The organism is Sphingomonas sp. RS6 (assembly GCF_054489705.1).
In genome coordinates, this window is the sequence record NZ_JBTMWM010000006.1 from 1 (window position 1) to 25,369 (window position 25,369).

General features: G+C 61.9%; 22 protein-coding genes, 2 pseudogenes and 1 other annotated feature. Of the genes and pseudogenes, 10 read left to right on the forward strand and 14 right to left on the reverse strand.

The window, feature by feature from the left end:
• Window positions 1-99 precede the first annotated feature (99 nt).
• From ACX40Y_RS12125 to ACX40Y_RS12140, 4 genes and pseudogenes are all read left to right on the forward strand, one after another.
• Complete coding sequence (locus ACX40Y_RS12125; protein WP_459119829.1) at window positions 100-1,419, forward strand: tyrosine-type recombinase/integrase; 1,320 nt, start codon at window positions 100-102, stop codon at window positions 1,417-1,419.
• A 220-nt stretch (window positions 1,420-1,639) separates the two neighbouring features.
• Window positions 1,640-1,783 (forward strand): annotated as a pseudogene (locus tag ACX40Y_RS12130) (zincin-like metallopeptidase domain-containing protein); the annotation flags it as partial.
• On the forward strand, window positions 1,780-1,983 hold the full coding sequence (locus tag ACX40Y_RS12135; protein WP_459119830.1) for a sigma factor-like helix-turn-helix DNA-binding protein: 204 nt from the start codon (window positions 1,780-1,782) through the stop codon (window positions 1,981-1,983). The pseudogene ACX40Y_RS12130 and the gene ACX40Y_RS12135, both read left to right, overlap by 4 nt.
• 77 nt (window positions 1,984-2,060) lie before the next feature.
• Window positions 2,061-2,984 (forward strand): HEPN domain-containing protein, encoded by a 924-nt coding sequence (locus ACX40Y_RS12140; RefSeq protein ID WP_459119831.1) that lies wholly within the window; start codon window positions 2,061-2,063, stop codon window positions 2,982-2,984.
• Between the two features lie 42 nt (window positions 2,985-3,026).
• On the opposite strand, the gene ACX40Y_RS12145 is transcribed toward ACX40Y_RS12140, so the two are convergent.
• The 3 genes from ACX40Y_RS12145 to ACX40Y_RS12155 form a co-directional block, all read right to left on the reverse strand.
• Window positions 3,027-3,536, reverse strand: a complete 510-nt coding sequence (locus tag ACX40Y_RS12145) for a Ros/MucR family transcriptional regulator (RefSeq protein WP_459119832.1) — start codon at window positions 3,534-3,536, stop codon at window positions 3,027-3,029.
• A 100-nt stretch (window positions 3,537-3,636) separates the two neighbouring features.
• On the reverse strand, window positions 3,637-3,852 hold the full coding sequence (locus ACX40Y_RS12150; RefSeq protein WP_459119833.1) for a conjugal transfer protein TraD: 216 nt from the start codon (window positions 3,850-3,852) through the stop codon (window positions 3,637-3,639).
• Window positions 3,853-3,865: 13 nt separating this feature from the next.
• Complete coding sequence (locus ACX40Y_RS12155) at window positions 3,866-4,189, reverse strand: conjugal transfer protein TraD (RefSeq protein ID WP_459119834.1); 324 nt, start codon at window positions 4,187-4,189, stop codon at window positions 3,866-3,868.
• 172 nt (window positions 4,190-4,361) lie between these two features.
• Between ACX40Y_RS12155 and traA the strand changes: the two genes are divergently transcribed.
• The gene (gene traA / locus ACX40Y_RS12160) at window positions 4,362-7,259 is read left to right on the forward strand and encodes a Ti-type conjugative transfer relaxase TraA (protein WP_459119835.1); all 2,898 of its coding nucleotides are present in this window, start codon (window positions 4,362-4,364) and stop codon (window positions 7,257-7,259) included.
• Between the two features lie 43 nt (window positions 7,260-7,302).
• On the opposite strand, the gene ACX40Y_RS12165 is transcribed toward traA, so the two are convergent.
• The 10 genes from ACX40Y_RS12165 to ACX40Y_RS12210 are packed head-to-tail and all read right to left on the reverse strand — an operon-like array spanning window position 7,303 to window position 16,145.
• A complete protein-coding gene (locus ACX40Y_RS12165) occupies window positions 7,303-7,713 on the reverse strand; it encodes a TrbC/VirB2 family protein (RefSeq protein WP_459119836.1) in 411 nt (136 codons plus the stop codon).
• The gene (virB11, locus tag ACX40Y_RS12170) at window positions 7,710-8,714 is read right to left on the reverse strand and encodes a P-type DNA transfer ATPase VirB11 (protein WP_459119837.1); all 1,005 of its coding nucleotides are present in this window, start codon (window positions 8,712-8,714) and stop codon (window positions 7,710-7,712) included. Before virB11 ends, ACX40Y_RS12165 begins: the two co-directional genes overlap by 4 nt.
• A gap of 7 nt (window positions 8,715-8,721) precedes the next feature.
• The gene (locus ACX40Y_RS12175; protein ID WP_459119838.1) at window positions 8,722-9,339 is read right to left on the reverse strand and encodes a hypothetical protein; all 618 of its coding nucleotides are present in this window, start codon (window positions 9,337-9,339) and stop codon (window positions 8,722-8,724) included.
• Window positions 9,340-9,399: 60 nt separating this feature from the next.
• Window positions 9,400-10,506, reverse strand: coding sequence for a TrbI/VirB10 family protein (locus ACX40Y_RS12180; RefSeq protein ID WP_459119839.1), 1,107 nt, complete (start codon window positions 10,504-10,506; stop codon window positions 9,400-9,402).
• Entirely contained in the window at window positions 10,506-11,213 is a 708-nt protein-coding gene (locus ACX40Y_RS12185; RefSeq protein WP_459119840.1) for a TrbG/VirB9 family P-type conjugative transfer protein, read from the reverse strand. Before ACX40Y_RS12185 ends, ACX40Y_RS12180 begins: the two co-directional genes overlap by 1 nt.
• Complete coding sequence (locus ACX40Y_RS12190; protein WP_459119841.1) at window positions 11,210-11,998, reverse strand: VirB8 family type IV secretion system protein; 789 nt, start codon at window positions 11,996-11,998, stop codon at window positions 11,210-11,212. Before ACX40Y_RS12190 ends, ACX40Y_RS12185 begins: the two co-directional genes overlap by 4 nt.
• Complete coding sequence (locus tag ACX40Y_RS12195; protein ID WP_459119842.1) at window positions 11,995-13,221, reverse strand: type IV secretion system protein; 1,227 nt, start codon at window positions 13,219-13,221, stop codon at window positions 11,995-11,997. Before ACX40Y_RS12195 ends, ACX40Y_RS12190 begins: the two co-directional genes overlap by 4 nt.
• Window positions 13,218-15,572, reverse strand: a complete 2,355-nt coding sequence (locus ACX40Y_RS12200) for a VirB4 family type IV secretion/conjugal transfer ATPase (protein ID WP_459119843.1) — start codon at window positions 15,570-15,572, stop codon at window positions 13,218-13,220. Before ACX40Y_RS12200 ends, ACX40Y_RS12195 begins: the two co-directional genes overlap by 4 nt.
• Window positions 15,551-15,835: a VirB3 family type IV secretion system protein gene (locus ACX40Y_RS12205; protein ID WP_459119844.1), complete on the reverse strand. Its 285-nt coding sequence runs from the start codon at window positions 15,833-15,835 to the stop codon at window positions 15,551-15,553. Before ACX40Y_RS12205 ends, ACX40Y_RS12200 begins: the two co-directional genes overlap by 22 nt.
• Window position 15,836: 1 nt before the next feature.
• Complete coding sequence (locus tag ACX40Y_RS12210) at window positions 15,837-16,145, reverse strand: TrbC/VirB2 family protein (protein WP_459119845.1); 309 nt, start codon at window positions 16,143-16,145, stop codon at window positions 15,837-15,839.
• A 503-nt stretch (window positions 16,146-16,648) separates the two neighbouring features.
• Here ACX40Y_RS12210 and ACX40Y_RS12215 point away from each other — a divergent pair.
• Window positions 16,649-20,815 (forward strand): RHS repeat-associated core domain-containing protein, encoded by a 4,167-nt coding sequence (locus tag ACX40Y_RS12215; protein ID WP_459119846.1) that lies wholly within the window; start codon window positions 16,649-16,651, stop codon window positions 20,813-20,815.
• Window positions 20,816-21,003: 188 nt separating this feature from the next.
• Window positions 21,004-21,282: a hypothetical protein gene (locus ACX40Y_RS12220; RefSeq protein ID WP_459119847.1), complete on the forward strand. Its 279-nt coding sequence runs from the start codon at window positions 21,004-21,006 to the stop codon at window positions 21,280-21,282.
• Window positions 21,283-21,300: 18 nt separating this feature from the next.
• Here the strand turns inward: ACX40Y_RS12220 and ACX40Y_RS12225 are convergent, their stop codons facing one another.
• Window positions 21,301-22,038, reverse strand: a complete 738-nt coding sequence (locus tag ACX40Y_RS12225) for a hypothetical protein (protein WP_459119848.1) — start codon at window positions 22,036-22,038, stop codon at window positions 21,301-21,303.
• A gap of 1,403 nt (window positions 22,039-23,441) precedes the next feature.
• Between ACX40Y_RS12225 and ACX40Y_RS12230 the strand changes: the two are divergent.
• From ACX40Y_RS12230 to ACX40Y_RS12240, 3 genes and pseudogenes are all read left to right on the forward strand, one after another.
• Window positions 23,442-24,213, forward strand: a pseudogene (locus ACX40Y_RS12230) (IS3 family transposase); the annotation flags it as partial.
• Window positions 23,723-23,832, forward strand: a sequence feature (AL1L pseudoknot). Its footprint overlaps the pseudogene before it by 110 nt.
• A 235-nt stretch (window positions 24,214-24,448) precedes the next feature.
• Window positions 24,449-25,156 (forward strand): transposase, encoded by a 708-nt coding sequence (locus ACX40Y_RS12235; protein ID WP_459119849.1) that lies wholly within the window; start codon window positions 24,449-24,451, stop codon window positions 25,154-25,156.
• The gene (locus ACX40Y_RS12240) at window positions 25,059-25,355 is read left to right on the forward strand and encodes a transposase (protein WP_459120006.1); all 297 of its coding nucleotides are present in this window, start codon (window positions 25,059-25,061) and stop codon (window positions 25,353-25,355) included. Before ACX40Y_RS12235 ends, ACX40Y_RS12240 begins: the two co-directional genes overlap by 98 nt.
• Window positions 25,356-25,369 lie beyond the last annotated feature (14 nt).

Below are 25,369 nucleotides of genomic sequence, written 5' to 3' on the forward strand. Positions count from 1 at the left end.
ACACCGACATACCAAAGCGCTTCAGGACATCCTGAGGCGGCTTTTTTATGCCTGTTTTCCGAAGCTTGCGCCCGAGTCGCGTCGTCTCAGATGGCTCCTTTGGACCCCACCGAACGCCAGGACGTCGATTTGCTTTTGGGGGTATTTTCTGGGGTAATCGCCGCAACCCCAGCGGAGTACCCCCAGATGGCGCTCAAGGAACTCGAAGTCCGCTACGCGACCAAGCGGCAGAAAGATTACAAGCTCGCCGACGGCGAGGGCCTGTACCTGCTCGTTCGGCCCAATGGCTCTAAGCTATGGCGGATGAAGTACCGCTTCGACGGCAAGGAGAAGCTGCTCTCCTTCGGCCGCTATCCCGACCTCAGCCTTGCTGAGGCGCGGCTCCGCCGCGCAGAGGCCAGGGTGGCGCTGGGGCAGGGCAGGGACCCAGGCGCCAGCAACAAGTCGCCGGTCGGCAAGACCTTCGAGCAGGCGGCGCGTGCCTGGCATGAGAACCGCGAGGGCAATCTCGACGACGGCCACGCCAGGCGGCTGATGACGCGGCTCGAGCGGGATGCCTTTCCGGTGATCGGCGATCGGCCGCTTCGGTCTATCACCAGTGCCGACGTGCTGGCCATGGTGCGGACCGTAGAAGCGCGCGGCGCGCTCGACGTCAGCCGGCGAATCAAGCAGCATGTCAGCCAGATCTATCGCTTTGCCATTCCGCAGGGCTGGGCGGATCAGGACCCGGCGGCCTATCTATCTGACCTGCTGAAGCCGAAGCCGCGGGTGCGGCACATGGCGCGGGTGGGCCTGCAGGAGCTGCCGGCGCTGGTGCGCGCGATCGATAACTACGACGGCGAGGAGAACCCCAGGCGGCGTGCTGTCACCCGTGCGGCGTTGCTGTTCACGCTGCTGACCTGGGCACGTACCAACGAGACGCGGCTCGCCCGCTGGGACGAGTTCGAGGGGCTCGACGGGTCGGAGCCGCTTTGGCGCGTGCCAGCGGCGCGAATGAAGATGGAGCGCGAACACATCGTACCCATCTCGCCTCAGGTCGTGTCTCTGCTCGAAGACGTTCGAACTTACTCGACCGGCATGTACGTCTTTGGCGGGGACAAGCTTGGGCAGTCCATTTCGCAGAACACGATGATCTATGGCTGTTACCGCATGGGCTATCGCGGGCGGCAGACGGTCCATGGCTTCCGCGGCCTCGCATCGACCTGGGCGAACGAAGCGGAGCGCTATCGATCCGACTGGATCGAGATGGCGCTCGCTCACGTCGACCGCGATGACGTCCGCAGCGCGTATAATAGCGCGCTGTACCTCTCACCGCGCAGGCGCGTGCTGCAGGATTGGGCCGATCACGTGTTCGGCTTCCTGAAGCAAACTAGCGACACGTCTCACCTTGGCGGTCACCGACTGGCTCGCACGGCCTGACATGCGCCTGCTGACAGACTTTGGATCCGCGATGGACTGCCGCAGCCAATAATGCCCGGGGTGGCCGGTCACGACCAGTCCCAGTCGTTCACATTCGGCCTGGCGAACGTCCGATCTTGGCATAAGCTGCCGATGAGGACAGCCGAAACCACCGATCGCCAACGCGGGGCTTATCGCCATTCCCGAAATCGGACGAGACCTCCAGCTGTAGGACAGGAAAACGGTGCGGCACGCCGATTATATCGGCAGCTGGCTGGCGGTGCTGCGCGAGGACGAAAAGGCGATCTTTCGGGCGGCGAGTGCTGCCAGCAAGGCGGCTGACTATCTGCTCGGGTTCGTCTCGGATGAGGAGGCGGGGCAATGATGCGCTGGCTTCGTTTGCGGCGCATGCGCCGCGCGTTTCGCGCGCTCCCCGAGCGGGATCGGGCAATCTTCGGATCGGTGCGGTTCGACGATTTGGACTGCGTCCAAACCGCTCAGCGGCATGGCTGCACGGTGGCGGAGGTGGAACAGACGCTCGCCCGCGTGCTGATCGCGCTCGACCGCGCCGCGCGGGGCAAATGACAATGACCCAGACGACACCTCGGTCGGTGAAATCGGGTGAGGTGTACGCCGCCGCATCAGCGCGTTAGGATCGATCCATGAGGACCACCCTCGACCATCTGCCCCCAGCCAAACAGCGCGAGCTGGAGCGTGTCGTCCAGATCCTGTTCGAGGAGTTTGGCGACGCGATCGCCATCGCGACACAGGACTGGAAAAAGCAGGCGCGTATTCTCAAGGTGATCCTCTACGGCAGCTATGCGCGCGGCGGCTGGGTCGACGAGCCGCATACCGCCAAGGGCTATCAGTCGGATTTCGACCTGCTCGTCATCGTCAACAATGAGAAGCTCACCGACCGCGTCGAATTCTGGGCGACCGCCGAGGATCGGCTCAACCGCGAACTGGCGATCACCAGGACGCTGCGCACGCCGGTCAATTTCATCGTTCACACCCTGCACGAGGTGAATGACGGCCTCGCGCATGGGCGATACTTCTTCATGGACGTCGCCCGCGATGGGATCGCGCTCTACGAGAGCGATCCCAGCGAACTGCACGAGCCGAAGCCGAAGACGCCGGAACAGGCACTGGTGATGGCGCGGGAATATTTCGAAGAGTGGTTCTCGGCGGCGATGCGCAGACATGACTTCGTGCGCTTTGGCTTGGAGAAGGGGCACGCTCGCGAGACCGCTTTTGAGCTCCACCAGACCGCCGAGAGCCTCTATCACTGCGTTTTACTGGTATGCACTTTCTACACGCCGCACACCCACAATTTGGGGTTTCTGCGCACCCAGGCCGAACGCATTGATCCGCGTTTGGTCGACGCGTGGCCGCGCGACCAGCGTGGCGACCGCTCGCGGTTCGAGAAGCTCAAGGCTGCCTATGTGAAGGCGCGCTATTCGAAGCACTACCGGATCAGCGCCGAGGAACTGGCGTGGCTGGGCGAGCGCGTCGAAGTGCTCGGGCAGGCGGTGCAGGTGATCTGCGAAGAGCGCATCGCCGCGCTGGAGCAAGCGGCTGCAGCATGATCGTCGCGCGCCGAGGCTTCGAGCCTCGGCGCGCGAATGGGGTCAGGCAGTGGGTGCCGCCTTAGCGCGCGGCTTGCGCGCGGGCTTTGGGGCTGGCGTTTCGGCAGGCGCGTTCCGTGCTGCGCGGCCCTTGGCACCAAGGCCAATCTTGTGCGCCATCGCGCGGCGCTGTTCCGAATAGGTCGGTGCCACCATCGGATAATCGGACTTCAGATTGTAGCGCGCGCGGTATTCCTCGGGCGTCAGACCGTGCGTGCTCAAATGTCGGCGCAGCGTCCGGTACGGCTTGCCGTCGATCAGCGAGATGATGTGGTCTTTCGAGGCCAGCGATTTGCGAACCGAGACGGCAGGCGTGAATTCTTCCGAAGCAGGTTCTTCGCTCGCGCCTTCCGCGCTCGCGACGCCACCTGAAAGCTCCATCACATCTGCATGCATCTTCCGAAGAAACGTGGAGACATCGTCCATCGACGCGCGATTGTTCGGGTTCGATAGCCAGGCAATGGTAAGGTCGCTTGCGAGTTCAACGGGATCGGTATTGCTCTGCTCAGACATTCTGCGTCCCTGCTCCTTGTTTTTCGGCATGCTGCCGACCTTTTGATTATAGGAGCGTGCGTACGCCGTCTGCTAAAATATGCTGGAAGGCGCGGCGACATTACTCATTCTGCAGCTGCTCGAACGCGCGACGTCCACGTCTTCGCCATAACGTAAGCGCCTGATCCCGTTGTTCGCCTTTGAGCGTAGCAGCAGCGTCGATCATCACACCGAACAATACGGCGCGATCATCGTCTGTGAGTTCGATCAGTCCGGCTTTGGCAACCAACCCGCCCAGCTCGATCAGCTGGCGCGTTCGTTCGCGGCGCTTCACCACCCATTCTCGCGTATCATCCCGCGCCCGCTGCCTTTCCAGCCGGTGCCTTGCCGCCGTCAGCTGCCGCAGCCGATGCCGCACGCGAACGAGCGCCGCCGCGAGCTTTCCCCTGTCGTTGAAAGAAGGCCGCGCCACGCTGGCGCCAGTCCTCCCGCACGATCAAGTCGGACATGCTGACAGCGGCGAGCAACGCGCCCGCCAGGCGCTCGTGTGGCAGCGCATCGGCACCGGTCGCGACGACCAGCTCGCCGAGTTGCTGGAGTTTGGCTTGTTTGAGCTGCCGCGCCTTGCTGTCGAGCGCCTTCAGCTCCGAATCGAAGTCACGTGGTTTGCGCATCGAACCCTCCGCAGTTGATGGATGATGCTCGGTGATTTAGGAACTGCATCGATCAGCGCAAATGTCGTGAAACATCTTGGGATGATCACGTCGCGAAAAAGATGAAATCTTTTGAGGGCGCGCTTATACGTCGTGCCGACGTCGCTTGTTTTAGTGTAAGTGAAGTGTCGCTATGGCGATCTACCATTTCTCGGCCAAGATCATCAGCCGCGCCAGCGGATCGTCGGCGCTGGCCGCTGCCGCCTATCGTTCGGCCTCCCGACTGCACGATCAGCGGCTCGACCGGCATCACGACTTCTCGAACAAGGCCGGCGTCGTGCATTCCGAAGTGCTGCTGCCGGACGGTGCACCTGAGCATCTCGCCGATCGCGAGAAGCTGTGGAATGCCGTCGAAGCCGTCGAGCTGCGCAAGGACGCGCAGCTTGCCCGCGAGATCGAATTCGCGATCCCACGCGAGCTGAACCAGGCCGAGGGCATTGGACTAGCGCGCGAGTTCGTCCAAGCAGAGTTTGTGAACCGCGGCATGGTCGCCGATCTCAATGTCCATTGGGATATCGGCGCCGATGGCGAAGCCAAACCGCATGCGCATGTCATGCTGGCGTTGCGCGAGGTGGATGCCGATGGCTTCGGCAAGAAGAACCGCGACTGGAACCGCACCGACCTGCTGGAAAAATGGCGCGAGCGCTGGGCGGGGCACGTCAATGCGCGGCTGGCGGAATTGGATATCGATGCACGTGTCGATCACCGCTCGCTGGAGGCGCAGGGCGTCGACCTCGAACCCCAGCACAAGATCGGCCCGGCCGCGGCGCGAATGGCTGGCCAGGGCCTAACGTCGGAGCGGCTGGAAGAGCATCACGAGATCGCGCGGGCCAATGGCGAGAAGCTGCTGGCCAACCCGGCGCTGGCGCTGGATGCGATCACCCGCACCCAGGCCACCTTCACCACCTGCGATCTGGCGATGTTGGTGCATCGCCACAGCGAAGGGAAGGAGCAGTTCGACCAGGTGATGGCGGCGGTGCGTGCGTCGCCCGAACTGGTGAAGCTCGGCAAGGACGGGCGCGGCGAAGATCGCTTCACCAGCCGCGACATGATCGAAACCGAAGCGCGGCTGGAGCGCGCAACGATGAAGCTGGACGCCAGTCGCGGGCACGGCATGGACGAACAGCATCGCAAGCTTGCGCTGGCACGCGCCGAGATGCGCGGGTTAGTGCTGTCGAGCGAACAGCGCAGCGCCTTTGACCATATCACCAGCGGAAGGGATCTGGGCGCGGTCGTTGGCTATGCCGGTACCGGCAAATCGGCGATGCTCGGCGTTGCCCGCGAAGCATGGGAGAGCGCCGGCTATCAGGTGCAGGGGCTGGCGCTGTCCGGCATCGCCGCCGAGAATCTGGAGAGCGGCTCTGGCATCGCATCGCGCACCATTGCCAGCATCGAGCATCAATGGGGGCAGGGGCGCGAGTTGCTGACCGACAGGTCGGTCCTCGTGATCGACGAAGCCGGCATGATTGGCACACGCCAGATGGAGCGGGTGATTGCCGAAGCCGAGAAGCGCCGCGCCAAGGTCGTGCTGGTCGGCGACCCCGAGCAGTTGCAGGCGATCGAAGCGGGGGCAGCGTTCCGATCGGTGGCCGAACGGCACGGCGCCATCGAGATTACCGACATTCGCCGGCAGCGCGAGGACTGGCAGCGGCTGGCGACGCGGCAACTAGCAACCGGCCGCACCGCCGAGGCGCTGGAGGCTCACCGGCAGCAGGATGCACTTCATGTTGCCGAGACGCGCGAAGCTGCGCGTGCCGCGTTGGTCGAACGCTGGAATAGGCGGCGGCACGAAGCACCCAGCGCCAGCCGGATCATCCTCACCCATACCAATGACGAAGTGGCGGCGCTCAATCGGGCGGCGCGCGACCGGCTACGTGCACACGGCGAGCTGGATGAAGATGTCCCTTGGCAGGTCGAGAAGGGCGAACGCCAGTTCGCCGCTGGCGACAGGGTCATGTTCGGGTGCAACGAGCGCAGCCTGGGCGTCAAGAATGGATCGCTCGGGCGTATCGAAAGCGTCACCGCCACCCGAATGGCGGTGCTGCTGGACAATGGCGGTTCGGTCGCCTTCGACCGCAAGGACTATGCAGCGGTCGATCATGGCTACGCCGCGACCGTGCACAAGGCACAGGGTGTCACCGTCGACGAGGTGCATGTGCTGGCGACGCCGGGTTTGGATCGGCACGCCGCCTATGTCGCATTGTCCCGACACCGCGAGCGTGTGGACCTCCATTATGGCCGAGACGACTTTTCGGGCCATGCGACGCTGGCGGCGGCGCTGTCGCGCGAGCGGGTCAAGGATATGGCGTCGGACTACGCGCCCGAATTCGCAGAACGTCGGCAGATCGTGCTGCCGCCGCCGGTTCCGGCCCTGCAGCCGGCACCCAAGCGCGACATGTTTGCCGGGCTGAAGCTGCGGGTATCGCCCGAAGTGCCGCCACCGGTGCAGCCATTGGCGCCCAAGCAGGCGCCGCAGCCTGAACCCGTGATCGTGCCGTCGCGGGCCGTGCAGCGCCATGCGACGATTGTCCGCGCGATGCGCTTCGCGAATCGTGTTGGTGACCGCCACACCCACGCACAGCGCGAGGAGCTCCAGGCGAGCCGTGCAGCGCTGAATGCGCTTGCTCCGTATGCCGCGCGCGGTCTTGAGCTGGCGTTCTCCAACGATCCAAGTCTAATCCAGGAAGCGTCAGAAGGCCAGGGGGCCAGGTCGATCCGCGCCATGCAGTTCGAAGAAGATATTCGTGTCGATCCGCAACTTCGCGCCGACGCCTTCGTGCAGCGCTGGCAGGCATTGGAACGGCAGCGCCGGCTCTTGTTGCGAGACCATGAGACCACCGCCGCGAACAACGTCGGCAACCGGATGATCGGTATGGCGAAGAGCCTTGAGCGCGATCCGCAGGTCGAGTCCATTTTGCGCAACCGGAAGGCGCAGCTCGGCTTGCCCGAAATACCCGGAAAGAGTGTGGGTCAAAGCTTGGCAGACCTCATCGGCCGCGGACGAAGCCGTGGGCTCAATATCGGGATATGAGCTGAATACGGCAGGAAGTATGCTGGCTGTTTGAGCGTCAACGTCAGTGCTGTTGCGGCACGGCAGCGCCCGCATAGGGATCGTAAGGTTGGCTTCTTGGAGCTGGGGTGGGCGTGGCGATCACCGAAAGGGGGGAGGGGGCGACACTGCCGGTTACCGCTCGATTGTCCTCGCCGATGCGGCCCTCCAAAGCGTCGCGGATCCCCCTCGCGATGGTGGCCGCGCCAAAGAGCAGGAAGCAGCCTGCGAGGACAGTCAGCCCGTGTCGGATATTTGCCCGTCCCGTCAGCAGCAGGAGCCCGAGTATCGCCACGGCAATCACCGCAACAGACGTAGCGAGCGTCCCCAGCAGTGTCTCCAAAACCCAGCTGCTCGCATTCAGAAACGGACTGACGGAGGGCGGCTCGGTCAACGGACCGGATGCGCGCGATAGCGTTGCGATGATCCCGATCACGCCAAAACCACTTCGGCAACGTGCCGGCGGCCACCCGTCCGAGCCAGGTGCACGAACACATCGACTGTGCTGCGCACGTAGTGGCGAACATCATCGCGGCTGAGCTGGGTTCCGGCTTGTAGCACCAGGAGCACGATCTGCTCGATCGCCCGCTCGGCCGAATCGGCATGCACCGAGCTCATTGAGCCGGGGTGCCCCGTGTTGATGGCGCGCAGGAAGGTGTAGGCCTCCTCCCCGCGCAGCTCGCCGAGGATGATGCGGTCGGGGCGCATGCGCAGCGATGCGGCGAGCAGCTCGGTGGCGCTCACCCGTGCTTCTCCAAGGCTGCCGCGCACGGCCAGCAGGCCAACCAGGTTGTCGTGATGCTGCTGAAGCTCGGGGGTGTCCTCGATCAGGATCAAGCGCTCATGTGCCGGGATCTCGCGAATGAGCGCGTTGAGGAAGGTCGTCTTGCCGGTGGAGGTGCCGCCCGAGACCAGAATGTTCTTGCGCTCGCGGACCGCGCCAGACAGCAGCGCCGGGATATCACCGGCGTCGAGCAGCCGCCTCAGCCGGTCCTCCTCCGGGATATGCTGGGAGACAGTACCCAATCGGGTCTGATTGAATGCCCCCGCCTCGACATAGTCGGCAAGGCTCAGATCGGAGGAGAGGTGTTTCCGGATTGCGATGGCCATCGGTCCGCGGGTCGCGGGTGGCGCAATCACCTGGACCCGTGACCCATCCGGCAGCGTGGCCGAGAGCAGAGGGTGCTCCCGGCTGATGCCCTGATGCGACAGGGCGGCGATCTGCCGTGCAAGACGGTCGAGCGTCGCGGCATCGAGCGCAGGCACGTCAAACCGCTCAACCGCGCCGCCCAGCGTCTCTGCCCAAGCCTCCTCCGGGCGATTGACATAGATGTCGGTGACGTCCGAGCGGAACAAAATGGGCGCAAGTGGCGCCAGGTACGCCTCCAGAAACATACGATCCGGCCTGCCCGACACGCCTGCGCTCGTCTTCGTCATCCGTGAGTCAACGATAGCCGACACGTTCTATACGGACATAGGACTGTTGCTGATACCAGACACGAAATTCAATGGCATGCCCTGCTCGCGAAGCATCCAGAACAAAGGGAATTTCGAAGACCTGATAGGCAAAGGGGGCCTTGAACTCCCGTCTTGTCACCTGCCGAGATGCCAACGTGGTCAAAGACGTGGTATCAAAGACGTCCAGTAGCACGACGTTCGCATTGTTCGCTATGTTGTTGTCGACCAGCATTCTGAAGGCCGCGACATGCGACCCAACGGAGACGTTCGCAGTGTACGGACCGAACGACATGAAGCTGGCAGCGTCGGTTGCGCTTGCCGACCAGGCGCTCCCTTCAGCGCGCCCAACATAATGTCCGATGGCCGGATCTGTCGCTGACCAAGCCATTGGAAATTGCGGTGTCACCCGGACGCGTGTTCGGTTGCTCGCTGGGTCCATGGTGTAGTCTGACGTGACGCCCTCACCCTGCTGGGTGCCAATCAGTCTCCCTTGCGCATCATAGGAATACTGTGTCACGCTCTGCGCTGACGCTTCCAGTGGCAGGAGCGTCGAGAACGCGGTCAGTACAATGCCCGGCGCACGATGTATGATTTCCAACGCCATAGTTTCCCCCCTTTAACGATCTGCCTCGACACACTCGAACGTCATTATGTCGGCCCGGCATCATGGCGTCTCAACTCCCGTGAAGTCGAGATCTCTTGAGACGAAGACTGAAATGCTCGTCGCAGGCTTCACCTTGAGCGTCGGGCGCACCTGATTGGGCGTGACGGTCTGGCGGATCGATCCGGCCGTTCCCGGCAGGGCAACAATGACGGGCGAGTTGGCCGACCTTGAGGCGAGGTTCACACCAACGTCGAGGACGGATTGAAGAATAGCGCCCGAGAAGCGTGCGAAGAAATGGGAGTCCACCTTCGCGCGGACGCCACCACGCCCTACCGGGTCGGCGGCAGGCGATCCGATTGCGATGGTGACCCCGTCTGGCCGGATCAGGCGCAGCCAGTTGACCAGCATCCGGTTCTGGCCGCTTTCAGTGGTCGCACCATATTCTCCTATCAGGCGACTGCCCCGCGGGATGAGCACGCGTGTGCCATCGAAACCCCTCACGTCACTCGAAACGACGGCGCGGGCGAGCCCGGGCAAGGTGGAATCGAGTGCTGTCTCCAAAACCGCCGGGATGAGAGTTCCCTGTGCGACGGTAAGCGTTCGACTGGCCAGCACGCCCGCGCCAACTCGCGTTCCAGCGATCTTACCCGAACCTGCTTCGTTCCCTCCCTGCTCGCCGCCCGCGGATGCTGGCGATTCCGCGCCTGCGGGCGCGCTGCTCGTGTCGATCATGAGCGCGGACCCGCTTGCAACTCGGGCCGGCGGCTGTGGCGGTATTGTGCTGCCTTGTATGGTGGTGGTGATTGGCTCTTGGATCAGGCGCTGCGGTTCTGCCCGAACGGGAGCGGGCAGCTGCTGCAGGGTTGGTGCAGGCGCCCGAGATAGCGGGGCCGGCACGATTGACTGCGCCGGCGTCAGCTCAGGTGGAATGTACAATGTGGGCGGCGGGGCAGGAGAGGATATCGCGTCGACGCTGCGTGGACGCACTGCCGGCGCCATGACGGAACGGCGTCGTGCATCCAGGACGATGAAGAGCAGCATCGCAGCCACGACGGCGCCTCCCAGGATCAGCCAGAGCGGCAGTCCGGTCGATTGCCTGGCGACGACGGGCAGGGCCGAGGCGGTGGACTCGGGCTGCGGCGACGATGCGGGAGGGACCTGCGCCATCAGTTCTGCTCCAAGATGACGCGGGTGGCCGTCGCCTTGCGCCTGTCGATGCGGAAGACGAGCACCTCTGCGACGCTGTCCACCACCATCCGTCCGTCGCGCATCATGCCGTTCACGAGCGTCTCGCGACCTCGTCCGTCGATCGCGTAGATCGCCGGCAGCGGAACGCCTTGGGCGAATTCGATATAGGTCTGTACGCCGTCATCGTGAATTCCGGCGGGTCTGAGGCCCTTGTCGCCACGAAGCTTGTAGCGCCCGACGGGCGGTGTCTCGGGCTGCGTTGTACCAGGACTCCCGGGAATGCGCTCAAGCGTGACGGGGGCCGGATAGCGGAATTCTACCGTGTAGGGCGTGTCTGCTTCCGGGGTGGCGATCGTCGTCAGGTCGAACAGATAGAGCCGGGCATCGCTTACGACCGTCATGTTGGTACTGGCACCTGCTTGAAGCGGCTTGAGAAACAGACGATTGCCGGCATGATTGATGTTCACCTGCCACGCGGCGCTGTCGCCAAGCGCGACATTTTCGACATGCTCGTCCGGGGCTAGCTCGACCATCAGCTGATAGCCAGGTGCTGATTGCAGCTGAACGACCTGGCCGGCGATGAAATCCACCGACTGGACATGCGCGTTTGCGCCGGTGGGGCGCGGCCGGATCTGCGCCTCTGCGGAAGGCGCCAGGAGGACCAGGAAAAGGAGCGCGTATTTCACGGCGTTGCTACCGATGGGGTGGGGGCGGCGGCGGGCACATCTTTGGGAGCGACCGGCTCCGTGTTAGGTGCCGCGACAATCGGCTGAGTGGCTGGATCGATTCTGGGGAAGGCCTCGGGGTTGCGCTGATAGGCAGTCACTTCGAACCCGAGCGGGTTGAGGAACCGATCTTCCAGGCTCATCGGCTCGCCCGAATAGCGATAGGCGAGCACCGCCACCCATGGCTGCGCCGGCAGCTGGCGACCGTTGGCGTCGCGGCGGATGGTATCGAACCGCACCATGGCCCGATTTCCGCCGAGCGGACTTACGCTCTTCACCCGCGTCTCGACGATGCTGCTGCGGGGCAGACGGGCAAGCGGACTGTCCGGATTGGATGCCTGCATGCTCGCGATATACATGCTGCGGGCGCGCCCCTCGGACCAGAGCGATACCTTGCGGTAATTCGCCTGGAGCGCGTTGATGTCGAAGCTCTCGCGGGCAATGACGTATTGGACGAGGAAGGATTGAGTGAGTGCGCTGTCGGGGGCAATGCGCTGTGCGTTGACCGGTTGGAGAGCCTGGACGAACCCGGTCTGCTTGTCGACGAGCAGCGTATAGGGCTCCACCGTCTTGAGCGGGGTCAGGAAAACCAGCGCCAGCGCCTCCAGCACGGCGACCCCGCACGCGCCGCCGGCTACAATCCAGGCGGCGCGCCTGGATTTCTCCAGCGCCGAGCGCTGATCCTCGGCCCAGCTGCCAGCTTCGTGATAATAGGCGTCGAGCGCTTCGCGCGCTTTGTTCTTCATGGCTTTTGATCCCTGCGGCCGGCACTGGCGGAAATGCGTCCGCGCGTCCGTCGGCGATGTTGTTGACCAAGCGGCTGCGCGGCGTTGCCGCGCTGTGGCTGAAGCGCGCTTTGGAGAATGGCGGTCTGGTTCGCCACCGCGTTGTCCCGGCCGCGCGCTTCGCGACGCTCGACCTGCGCAACCGCTTCGGCAACCGCTGCGGCGCGAGAATGGCTTTCTGCTGGCGATGAGGTGCGTTCCGGCAGCGGCCGGGACTTTGATGCCGCCTCGCCGAGGCTGTTGGTAAGGCGCTCGGGCAACGCTCGCAGTGCGAGTGGCAAGCGAAAGGCCATGGCGAACCGCGCGGCCATCCCGAGGCCAGCAACCAGCGTCAGCGCGAAGGCGAGCGTTACCACCAGCAGTTCGGTTGCGGCGCCGCCGATCAGCAGATCGCCGCGCCGTCGCAGGATGAGCGAGCCAAGCCAGGGCTCGAGCAGGGCCAGTTCGACCGATAGCAAGATGGTGACGGCAATCGCGCCGAGCGCCGCGCCAAGCAGGCCGCGCATCCAACCTTCGAAAAGCGATCGAGTACCGTCGAACAACAGAAAAGCGATGAACAGCGGCCCAAGCGCCAGCAGCAACCCTGCGACCAGCCGGACGGCAGCAAAAGCCGCGATAGTAGCAGTGAGATACACGATGCGGGCGGTGCCCAGCCCATAAGGGCTGAAGATGCTCGGCGGATCGCTGACTTCTTGCGTTACAACCGATGCCTGCCCATTGTCGACCTGCGGACGGCTTGCCATCATCGCCGAACCCGGCCCCAATCGACCCAGTTCCTGTATCGCACGATCGACTTGACCCAACCGGCCGACGATCCCACCACTGGTACCCGGCAGGCCCGCCGGTGCGCCGATATCGGAGACCAGCGATGCGGGCCCATGGAACACGACGTCATAGGCGAGGGTGCGATAGGCTGCCCAGCTCATCGCGAGCGCGAAAACGATACCGACCTTGACGAAGGCGATGACGCCGTCGCGCGCCGACGGTGTCTCGCCGAGGATCATGCGATAGCCAATCAGCGCGATGAAGATCGTCAGCATGCCGCCAAGGAGCAGCGAAAGCGAAGAGCCCGGCGCCGCCATCGCCTGGTAGCCTTGCGCACCCAGCGTCTGCGCCTGGCAGTCGATTGATGTGAGCACGCTCTCGAGGAACGTGTTGTCGGCGATCCCCGGACAGGTGTTCATGTGCGTGCCATGAGTTGCGGCAGCCATATTTCTGGATCATCACCGGTGGTAGCGCGAATTTCGTCGAGCAGGCGGACAGTACGTTCGCGACCTGAGAGGATCGTGAGCAAATCCTCCTCGCCGCTGAGGTTGAGTCGCGCGACCACGCTCTCATTACCATGCTTGATCAGGAAGCAGTGCGAACTGTCCGGCAGCGTGCGAACCAGCGCGAACTCATGCTCGGTGAGCCCGAAGCCCTCGATATAATCAGCCGCACGTGCCTTGGGATTGACCATGAAAATTTGGGTCGCGGCCTGTTCGATGATGGCGCTGGCAATCTTGCTCTCCAGCGCATCCTGCGCGCTCTGCGTGGCGAAACCGACCACGCCGTTCCTTTTGCGGATGGTCTTTTCCCAGTCCTTGATCCGGCGAACGAAAACCTCGTCATCGAGCGCCTTCCATCCCTCGTCGACAACGATGATCGCGGGTGTGCCGTCGAGCCGCTCCTCCACCCGGTGGAAGAGGTACATCATCGCCGGGGTACGCAATGCCGGGTCGTCGAGGATCTGGGTCATGTCGAACCCCACCGTCGCGGCGGTGAGATCAGTCTCGTCGGCCGCATTGTCGAACAACCAGGCGCGCTCGCCATCGCCCCACCAGGGGCGCAGCCGCGCCCAGAGGTCGTGGCCATGGGGCCGGTGGCCGCCACGGAACAGCTCGACCAGGTGGCGGAGGCGTCGCTGTTCGAGGGGCTGCCCGAAGCTCGCGTCGATCGCGTCCTTGATCTGGGCGAGTTCCTCGATGTCAGCGCCGCCGGCAAGCAGCGCCACCCAGTCGATCAGGAACTGGCGATTTGCCGGTGTGTCGTCGATCTGGAGCGGGTTCAGTCCCGAGGGCGTCCCAGGCCGCAGCACATCGTAACGTCCGCCGATCGCGCGCAGGAACAACTCGGCGCCCCGATCCTTGTCGAAGAACACGATGCGGGGGGCGAACTTGCGCGCTTGTGCCAGCAGGAAGTTGAGGACCACCGTCTTGCCCGAGCCCGAGGGGCCGATGATCGTGAAATTGCCGAGATCGCCCTGGTGGAAGTTGAAATGGTACGGGCCGGCAGCCGTGGTCTCGAGCAGCGTGACAGCCTGTCCCCAATGGTTGCCGGATGCCTTGCCCTGCGGCAGGTTGTGCCCAGAGGCAAAGCCGGCGAAGTTGCTGGTCGAGATCAGCCCGCGACGGGCGATATAGTTGAAGTTGCCCGGGAACTGCGCCCAGAACGCCGGCTCGAGCGCGATGTCCTCGCGTACCGCGATGATGCCCATATCAGCGAGCGCCGCATGGACCTCGGCCACGCCTTCATCGACCTCCGCCAGTGTCTGCCCGCGGATCGCGACTGTCATATGATGCTCGCCGAAGCCGGCGCGACCGGCGGCGACATCGTCCTTGGCGCTGGAGAGATCAGCGCGCAGGCTAACGGCCTCGTCTTCGGCTGAGCGCATTCGGCGAAGCGCCAGATTCATCCGGGAAAGCGCTGCCTGGCGCTCGACAAAGCCGAAGCTCTGCGAGATTGTCAGTTCGAACGGCAGGCGGAGCAAATCGTCGAGCATGCCCGCCGCGGTTTGCCCTGGATAATCCTTGATCGAGAGTAGTCCCATGAAGCTGCGCGGCAGTGCACCGACGGGGGCGAGCTCGATCGCCTCCTGACCAAAGCTGATCCGGCGATAGGGAAGATACGCACCGATATCCTGGCGCGGCAGCCGCACCGGCCGGGTCTCGCCATTGAACAGGCTGGATAGAAACTCGAGCGGCTCGGAGCAGGGCCCTTGCTCGGTCTCATACACGCTCAGCAACCGGGGCTCATAGCTGCCAAGCGCCGCCATCATCGCCTCGCGCGCCGCATCGAGTTGGCGCAGGCCGCGCGTGCCGTCCTGCGCGACGCCGGTGCCGCGAAGTCGATCGAGCAGGCCGATCCGGCCCTGTAACGGCCTGCGGATCAGTGTCAGGAACAGGTCGTTGACGTAGAGCTTCTTGCGCGAAAGCCGCGCTTGCCAGGCGTCGTCGAGCCGCTGCGAGAACGCATCGGCGAACACGGCGTCGAGCTCGGGTTCGACCTGCCGGCGCACGACATGGTGGTAAAGCGCGAACTGGGAGGAGCCGATCGTCTGCAGCATCGCGTCGCGCAGGCGCTTGCGATAGTTGATTTCCTCGCTGTCGGCCGTTTCGAACAACAGTCCCCGCAGATGGAGGAACTGCATCAACACGCCGTGGCGTGTCTGGATCGTATGATCGTCGACATGCGCGGCATAGGGCAGATGCCGCCCTGCCGGCGCTTCCCTTGCGACGATCTTCCTGTCGCGGGTCAGGGCCGGTAGGAATTGCATCGCCACAGGCCATGGTTGCGCACGCGCGGGCAGCGGCCGACGCGGGTCAACCAGAGATCGAAGAAGCGCGGCTCGCGCAGGCACAGCAGCACGCCGGCAAGGTGCACGGCGAGCGCGATGGCCAGCACCCAGGCGGACTTGAAGATCAGGAACAACTCGGTCGCGATCACCGCGTTGCCGACGAAATAGCTATAGGTGACGCCAGCGAACATTTGCGGTCGTGTGAGGGCGACGAACAGTTGGTCACGCTCCAGATGATCCATGTCACTGTCCGAGCTGAGCAGAGGATTGTATACCGGCCACGATGCTGGCCGCGCCGAACAGAATGAAGCACCCGAGGATCACAGTCGCACCGTAGCGCCAGTTGATTCGCCCGGTCAGCATGAGGAAGCCAACGGTAGCGACGGCGATCACCGCCACGACCGTCGCCACGGTGCCGAGCAAAGTACCTTCAAGCCATTGTACTGCCGAGACGATCACGCCTGAACCGGCCGGATCTGCCAGCCCATCCTGCGCAAGAGCTGATCCCGAAAATTGGGTTGTCAAAACCGCCATCAACGCCGCGGCACTCATTCGCGCCCTCAAAGTGACCTCCCCCGGTAGCTGCGTTTGCACGCGCATCCTTGCAGCCAATCCGAAGATTTTCAACGCGTTTCGCGAGTGAGTGCGAACGTCTTATGGTTGATCAACAATTATTTGAAATGATCTCTTGCGAGACTTGAAAAAACGTGCATCCTCTCATTTTGCGTAAGCACGACGAACGGCGTCTAAGCGGCGTCTACAGCCAACTTTATCTCGTGCTGCATAGAAGGGGGTGGGGGATGCGGAGTTTCTGGACAGCAGTCTTGATTGGCGTTGGGCTGCTTGGTGGGGCTTCCGCAATGGCAGCCGAAACAGTGACCTATACATACGACGCCAAGGGGCGACTTGTCAGGGTGGTTCGATCTGGAACTGTGAACAACGGCGTAAGTGCGCAGTATACGCATGATGCTGCGGACAATCGCACGAAGGTCAAAGTAACGGGCGCGAACTGAGCATCCGCAGCGGTTTCTTCTTTCTGTTAGAGGGGGGGTATGATGTTGAACTCGGCGTTCGCCGGGCGCGGCTTTGCGCGCGCGAGCTATGTCACTCTGGTTGTCACCACAGCTCTGTGTTCCAGTATTGCAATTCCCGCATTGTCGCAGGTTGCTGCGCCTGCGCCGGTCCGGAGTAATGTCGACGCCAACGGTGTGGATTTGTTTTTGGGAACGATGAATGTCGACGGGCCGACCCTCTCAGCTGGTGATGGCGATCGCCAGGGTCTGGTCTGGCAGAAGATGTTGCGAGGACAGAATGGCTGGGGCGACACCCTGGTGGGCACGCTCGTCGTTAGTGGGTCGACGACCAGCATATCATTTGGAGCAAACACCTATCGGTTCACGCTCTCGGGCTCTACCTATACGTCTACGGAAGGCGATGGCGCTTCGCTGACCAAGAGTGGCTCCACCTACACATTCACGGCATCAGACGGCACTGTCGCGACATTCACCTCCAACTATGTCGGCGCATACCCTTACGGTTCGATCCAGGGTAATCTTACGAGTGTGGTCAAGCCAGATGGCACGACATTCTCCTATAACTATAGTAGCGTTGGCTATTGCGCTGCTTCGAAACCGGGAGGCGATGGTGACATCTGCTTGCAGCACCGGACTGCATACAGAATCTCATCAATCACGTCGAATGCGCAGTATCGATTGACATTCCAGTACGCCAATTGGGAAAGCGTTTCCTTCGAGCCGGATACGGTGCCGATTTCGGCGCAGTGGGCCGGCTGGGGCGACATTACCAGTGTGACGATGGTCAACCTGGCGGGCAGTGGTTCGCCAGGGCGAACCCAGTCCTTCGGGTGGTCAAGCGCGAACGGCAACTCGTTCTACAATATCACCGACGCGCTCAATCAAACGACCAGATACCGCATTGTCAGTCAGGGCCTCGCCGGCATTCAACTGCCGGGCAGCACCTCAGAAGACGTCGTCGTCGGGTATAATGCCGCTGGTCGCGTGGCCACCGTAGCGACTAGCGCGGGTACCACCACTTATGCCTATGCCGACAGCGGCGGTACGCGAACGACGACCGTCACCGACCCGCTGGGGCACGCCACCGGCTACGAGTTCAACATCGCGCTTCAGCGGATGACAAGGAAAACGCTGCCAGCGCCGATTGGCACCAGCACGCAGTGGGCATATGATGGAAGCGGCCGTCTGACAAGGGTGACGGCGCATGAGGGAAACTATACCCAATACAGCTATGACAGTCGGGGCAACGTAACCGGCACCCTCGTCGTCGCAAAAGCGGGGTCTGGTGTCGCGAATATTTCGACGTCGGCAAATTATGATTCGAACTGTGCTAGCCCTGCCAAGTGCAACAGCCCCAATTGGACCAGGGATGCCAACGGCAACCAGACCGATTACACCTATGATAGCACGACCGGAAACGTGCTGACCATCGCACAGCCTGCAGCTTCAGCCGGCGCAGCGCGTCCGACCACGACCTACGCCTATGGTAGCGTGAATGGCATCTCGATGCTCTCGAGCATCTCTACCTGCGCCACTGCGGCGACATGCGCAGGCAGCGCGAACGAAACCAAAACGACCTTTGGTTACAATGCGAACGGCCTTGTCACCAGCGTCACAACAGCGGCGGGTGATAACACCTTATCGAGCACGGTGACCGCAGGTTATGACGATGCTGGCAATAAAGTGTCCCAGACGGATGCGCTTGGTGCCGATACTCGATACCGTTACGACGCCAATCGCCGGTTGATCGGGATTGTCGCGGCAGACCCGGATGGATCCGGTCCCTTGGTGCGTCAAGCGCAGAAGAACAATTATGATGCGAAGGGGCGTCTGATCGTCAGCGCGGTTGGAACGGTGTCCGACGCTTCCGACAACGCGTGGAACAATTTTTCGGAATCTTCGCGACAGACCGTTACGTTCGATTCGGCGGGGCGCCCGGTCCGGCAGAGCGTGTCCGCAGGCGGCATCACCTACGCCGTTGTCGATGCACTCTATGACGGTGCCGGCAGGCAAACCTGCGCTATTCAGTATATGGACAGTTCCAACTGGGGGTCGCAAGCGTCGAGTTGCGTTCCGCATCAGACCTCAGGCCCGAATGGCCCGGATCGCGTCACGCTGGGCACGTACGATGCCGCGAGCCGGCTTGTCAGCGTGACCAGCGGTGTTGGCACCGCCGATGCATCGACGGAGCAGACCGGCTACACGGCCAACGGGCAGATCGCCTGGGTCCGAGACGGCAACAACAATCTCACCAGCTATACCTATGACGGGCTTGATCGCCGTCGCAGGACCACCTTTCCGAACGGTACGTTCGAGCAAGTTGAATATGATCCGAACGGCAATGTGATCTCGCTACTGCCACGTGGTGCGACACAGGCGATCGGTTTCGGCTATGACAATCTCAATCGTCTGACATCGCGCGATCGACCGAACACGATTTTCTGGGAGACGGATCAAAGCTACGGCTATGACCTGCTCGGGCGGATGACGAGCGCCTCTGATTCGAACAACCGAACGATCAGTTTCACTTATGACGCGCTCGGCCGTCGAAAGACCCAGTCCGACAGCTGGTACGGCTACGGGAGCACGAGTTACCAATATGATGTCGCAGGTCGCCGTACCAGGCTCACCTGGGCCGACGGTTTCTTTGTCACGTACGATTACAACAACGTCGGCGCGATGACGGCTATCAAGGAGAATGGCAGCTTCGTGCTGGCAAGCTTCGGGTACGACAGCCTTGGCCGGCGGACGAGCCTTAGCCGGGGCAACGGAACATCCACGACCTACAGCTATGATGCCGTCTCAAGGTTGAGCAATCTTGGCCTCGATCTGGCCGGAAGCAACTATGATCAGTCGATCGGCTTCAGCTACAACGCCGCCGGCCAAATCGCAGCTCGGACGTCGCAGAACGATGCCTATGCCTGGAGCGGTGCGGTCAACACCGATCGGAACTATACTGTCAACAACCTCAACCAGTATACCAGCGCCGGTAGCATCAACTTCGGCTATGATGCGCGTGGCAATCTGACGAGCTCGGGCAGCCAGACCTACGGCTATACCGCAGACAACAAGCTTGCGACGTCGCCGGGTGGCAATCTGGCCTATGACCCTCTCGGGCGACTGTTCAATCTGAGCGGCGGCGCGGAACATACGACGTTCCTCTATGATGGTGCGGATCTGATCACCGAAATCGATCAGCCGACCAGTACGCTGCTTCGCCGCTACGTGTTCGGGCCGGGCAGCGATGAGCCACTTGTCTGGTATGGTGGTCCGGGCACGAACAATCGCTATTGGCTGCACGCCGACGAGCGTGGCAGCGTCGTGGCCGTAACTGACAACAGCGGGACGCCATTTGCGATCAACAGCTATGACGAATATGGCATCCCGGCACAGAACAACCAGGGCCGCTTCCAGTATACCGGGCAGAAGTGGATTTCCGAGCTCGGCATGTACGACTACAAGGCACGCATTTACTCGCCGTCGCTCGGTCGCTTCATGCAGACCGACCCCATTGGCTATGGGGATGGGCTGAACATGTATGCTTACGTTGGGAACGATCCGGTAAATGCAACAGATCCTAGCGGTCAGTACGAAGTCAGGATTTGTCCACCGCAACCTCAAAGTAGTGGTTGGTCGGTTTGGGATGAACACGGAGGAAGGGCGACTCAGTACCAAGTTAAGTGCCAAACTATAGACATTCCTGAAACCAGTTATTTTCAAGACCATTCCAGCGGTCAGCAGCAGTCAGGTTCTGGAGGCGGTCAATCAGGTGCTTCGCAGCAAAGTGATGACATCGTCGTCACCGCTGTCCGTCCGTCAAAAGATCGAATCTTGGTTGATGCCGCTGAAGAGGCTGCTAACTCCATTCCGCCATTTTTTAATACCCTCTTGGGCCGTTCAGTTTTTGGTTGGCTTCGTGGCATTCTAATTCATAACCGGTTTGCTGCTATCATTCGAGCAATGAACAACCCGATGTATAACGCTGAGGTTTCATATCTCCGTGGTAAAGTTGTTCCTTACGGCACACCAGGGTCGAGTAGGCCTGATGCCGTAGTAGGAAATATTGCCTCACCATTGTTCGTCATTGATCTCAAGACTGGTGCAGCCGTTGTTGGGGTCGGTCAGCTTAACGGCTATCGAGCTAATATTCCTTCTAGCGCCTTAATACAGCAGATACTGATACCATGACAAAAAAATCAGATTTACTTGCCAATATGGTTGCCGAAATTTCCTCCAAATTTCTGCCCGTCGATTCGTTTATATATTATAGAAATCCAGTTCTAATGTTGAGGGGATTTGCTTTCGACATGCCTCCTGGTGGGTGTTATATATGGAAATTCTATATTCCTCTATTTTCCGAAGTCCATTTCCTAAATATGAGCTTGGGCTACAGGATACATAATGGGTATATAGAAACGAAAAATAAAGACATAAAACAATTGGCTAGTGAGGCGATCGTCATCATTGATGAAAATGATGACTTCTCCGAAAATGAGAGTTTAGAAGAAATAATTTCGTTTTCTAGGAACAGAATGGTTTCTCCGATAGAAAGATCAAACCTATTCAAAGACCTAGAATGTTTCAATAATGAAAATCTAGAAATCATCCTTAAGAGAGCTGCGATGAATAGAGAGCGGCTTGGTATAGCAGGGTAGATGGATGGGAACTCTTTGCTACCCGATCCCTATCCCCACGGCCCTGACTGGTGCGGGGATGGCGATCGTCGCCACCTTCCCCCGCGCGAGGGTCTCGTCGATCGCACCGACCTTTGCACCGTCGCGGCCTTCGATGGCGTTCACCAGCGCGAGGCGATCGTCGGTATAGATGGCGGCGAACGTCTTGGCGCGCGACACGGCGACATAGGCCGCGCGGGTGTCCACGGTGTTGGTGCGGAAGGACTCCAGATGCGCCATCACCCGCTCGGCGGTCGCGCCCTGGGCAGCATGGATGGTCTGGACCCAACCGGGGCGGACGTGGCGATCGGCGAGCTTGGCCATGTCGAGCTGCTGGCGTTGCCCGTCCTGGTGCCGCTCGACCAGCATCGCGCCGCCCGCCACATCGAGTGCGACCACGGTGGCGCTGTGGCCGTTGAGGCGCTTGGCGGCATAGTTGTTGCGGGTGAACTGGACCCGGTCCCCGGTGCGGAACTCCTGGGTCACCTCGACGAACGCCTCGGCCTGATCGCCGCCTGACACGGAAGGCGACCAGGTGATCAGCTTGCCCTTGGGGCCAAGCAGCCGCACGGTGCCCGCGTCGGCGTCGACGCTATCGACGCGGTAGCCGATGCCGGGGCGCGGCTGCCCCTTGCCGGCACCTTTGCGGAAGGTAACGATCTGCCCGGGTTGATAGCTGCCGGCGTTGCGCGCTTCGGCGCGGGTCAGCCCCACGGGCTCCAGCACGGTCGCGACCATCGCCTCCTGGCCCAGCGTGCCGTCGCGGACCAGCGCGAGGCGAATCGACTCGGTCAGCCGCTGCCGCTGGCGGCACGCTGGAACTGCGCGTCGAACTTCCCGGCAAGGGCGTCATGCACCTGACTGGCATGGGCGAACTCGCCCCCTGACCACGCTGGCGCGGCGCCTGTCGCCGCGCTACGCTTCCCCGATGCAGGCCCAACGACTCCTGGTCGCCATTCCGCGCGCGCCTATGCGCCGCGTCGCCGCACGCACCCGATACCGAACCGCTTCTGCACCCGAAACCGCGTCTAGGGGCTCTCGCCTTCGGACCCGCTTCCGCATCGGGCAATTCGCCCCGCAAGCCACGGACGCATCACGGAAATTCGCTCCGAGCTACGATTTCGCGCGTCGGGGTGCTGTGTTGCCGCAAAATAAGAAGGAAGAACCTAAGGGGGACCTGAAGCAGTGTTTGCTCGGAGTTGGTGGAAAGCTTTTGGAAGGTGCACTGGATCCAGTGGGCGTGCTTGCCAACGGCGCGGCGTCTGTAGCTGTCTCTGCCGGATACGATATAGCTAAATATAACGCTTCTGCTGGAGGGATCATTGCGGAAACGGGTGTGAAACTTGCACCTCCAGGCGGTGCAATCAGCCGCTGGTCTATAGCTCGGGCAAGCGGGGCACTAGCTGGAAAGCTCTTTGTCGCGGGCACGGCAATAGTGGCAGTAGGTTACGCATCGTATTACGCTTACCATTCCCAAGACTGCAGGCCCCATTGATGAAATATCCGCTCTTAATATTTCTGGCTATATCCATGCCATCTTTTATCGTTATGAAGATTTTTCATTATGATGGAGTGTCTCTGTGGCTATTATCCTCCGCCTATATTATTATACTTGGCGTGGGAGTTATTTTATTCTGGAGAATGGTCCGGAGGAGAAGAATTCGCCAATCAAGCAAAGGCGAGAAACTTGAATGATTGGGGCGTTGGCAAGATAAAAGCAGTGGCTCCCCCTGTGGGCTAACCTGTTGTCTGCACATCATTATTTAGCGAGACAGACGGCACTGGTAGCGAGACACCAGTGCCGTTTTTGGTGCCAAGGCATTGATGTTGCGGGCGGAATGCCGGTGCCGCGAGTCTCGCGGCCTGGTTGCCCGGCGAAAGCCGGTACCCGGCTCGATCCGGCGACCGAACTGATCCAGCGCGATCGGCCCGGAAATGGCGGTATAGGGAAGCACACCCTACGCACGAGCGTGCATGACATTATTGAGCGATAGCAATGGCTTATCGGTGATAGCCCGTGTGTTACGTTGTGGTACAGCTTTTTGCGGAGGCGGAAAGCGCGCTATATTAATTCCTTGAGTGTGGTACTGAACCGCACCGGGTTTGCCGGAGGCCCCAACTCCTGAGAGGAAGGGGCTACGATGAGCAAGACGACGAACAAGTTTGCACCGGAGGTACGCGCCCGCGCGGTACGGATGGTGCAGGATCACGAGGGCGAGCATCCGTCTCGCTGGGCAGCACTGGTATCTATCTCCGAGAAGATCGGCTGTTCGGCGCACACGCTGAACGAGTGGGTGAAGAAGGCCGAGGTTGAGAGCGGCAAGCGTGCCGGGGTCCCGACCGACCTTGCTGACCGGCTCAAGGCGCTGGAACGCGAGAACCGTGAACTGCGGCAGGCCAACGAAATCCTGCGCAAGGCATCGGCTTATTTTGCCCAGGCGGAGCTCGACCGCCCGTTCAGACGATGATCGCTTTCATCGACGAGCATCGTGGGGAGTCGAGCCGATCTGCCGGGTTTTGCCGATCGCCCCATCCACCTATCATGACCAGGATGCCAAACGCCGCGACCCGTCGCGGCTGCCCGTTCGTGCGCGACGAGACCAGGCGCTGAAGCCGGAGATCGTGCGGGTCTTCGCCGAGAATTTCGGCGTCTATGGTGTTCGCAAGGTGTGGCGGCAGATGCGACGCGAAGGGTTCGACATTGCCCGATGCACGGTCGAGCGGCTGATGCGCGATCTCGGCCTGCAAGGCGTGGTCCGGGGCAAGCCGGTGCGCACCACGGTCAGCGACAAGACGGCGCCGTGCCCGCTCGATCAGGTCAACCGACAATTCCATGCACCAGCGCCGAATATGCTGTGGGTCTCGGATTTCACATACGTCCCGACCTGGGCGGGGTTCGTCTATGGCGGATTCAACCGGTCGTCGCAACACCAGGAAATTGGAGGTTGCGAACATGGCGGGTCGAAGAGCATCAGAGCGTTGCACCCGAGAGAAGCTGCATTCACCCGGGCGTCCATCTGCGTGGTTGCGTGAGCATCATTGTCGCTTCTGGGAGTCCATCTCTCGCGGGCGTTCGAGCGAGGAGGCTGCTGCGGACGCTGGCATCTCGACGCCGCTTGGACCGCGCTGGTTTCGGAGTTCGGGAGGTATGCCGCCAACCCATCTGGCGCCTTCGGCGTCGGCGCCCAGCGGAAGATTTCTGACCTTTCGCGAGCGGGAAGAGATCGCCATCGAGCTTGCCACGGGATCGGCGATCCGTGCGATCGCGCGCAAGCTGGGGCGCTCGCCCAGCACGATCTCGCGCGAAGTAGGGCGCAACGCTGCCACGCGTGGCGGCAATTTGGAGTACCGTGCCAGCGTTGCGCAGTGGCACGCTGAACGCGCGGGCCGGCGCCCGCGTCCGAGCAAGCTGGCCAGCAACTCTGCTCTATGCGCTTATGTCGAGGAGCGTCTTGCTGGCCTGGTCACGAATGCGGATGGCATCGGCTTTGCCGGCCCTGAAGTGGTATGGAGGAAGCGGCGCGCCGTGCTTCGACAGAATCGGCGCTGGTCGATTGCATGGAGCCCGGAGCAGATCGCCCATCGGCTTCGGATCGATTACCCAGAGGATCCCGCCATGCGCATCAGCCACGAGGCTATTTATCAATCCCTGTACGTCCAGGGACGTGGAGCCCTGCGCCGGGAACTGACGGCTTGCCTGCGTTCCGGCCGCGCGCTTCGTACCCCGCGAACGGACCCGCGGCCGTGGAAAATCCTTCGTGGGGGACGCCATCATGATCAGCGCGCGGCCTCCGGAAGTGGAAGATCGTGCGGTTCCCGGACACTGGGAAGGGGATCTTATCCTGGGCCTGCATAGCTCGGCGATCGGTACCCTCGTAGAACGCAGTTCGCGATTTACAATGCTGCTGCACCTACCGCGCGAGGAGGGATATCAGCGCGGGCAAGGGATCAAGAACGGCCCGCCGCTTGCCGGGCATGGCGCCGAAGCCGTCCGCAAAGCCATCGCCGAATCCATGCGGGCGCTGCCAGAGAAACTCCGTCAGTCGCTAACGTGAGACCAAGGTGCCGA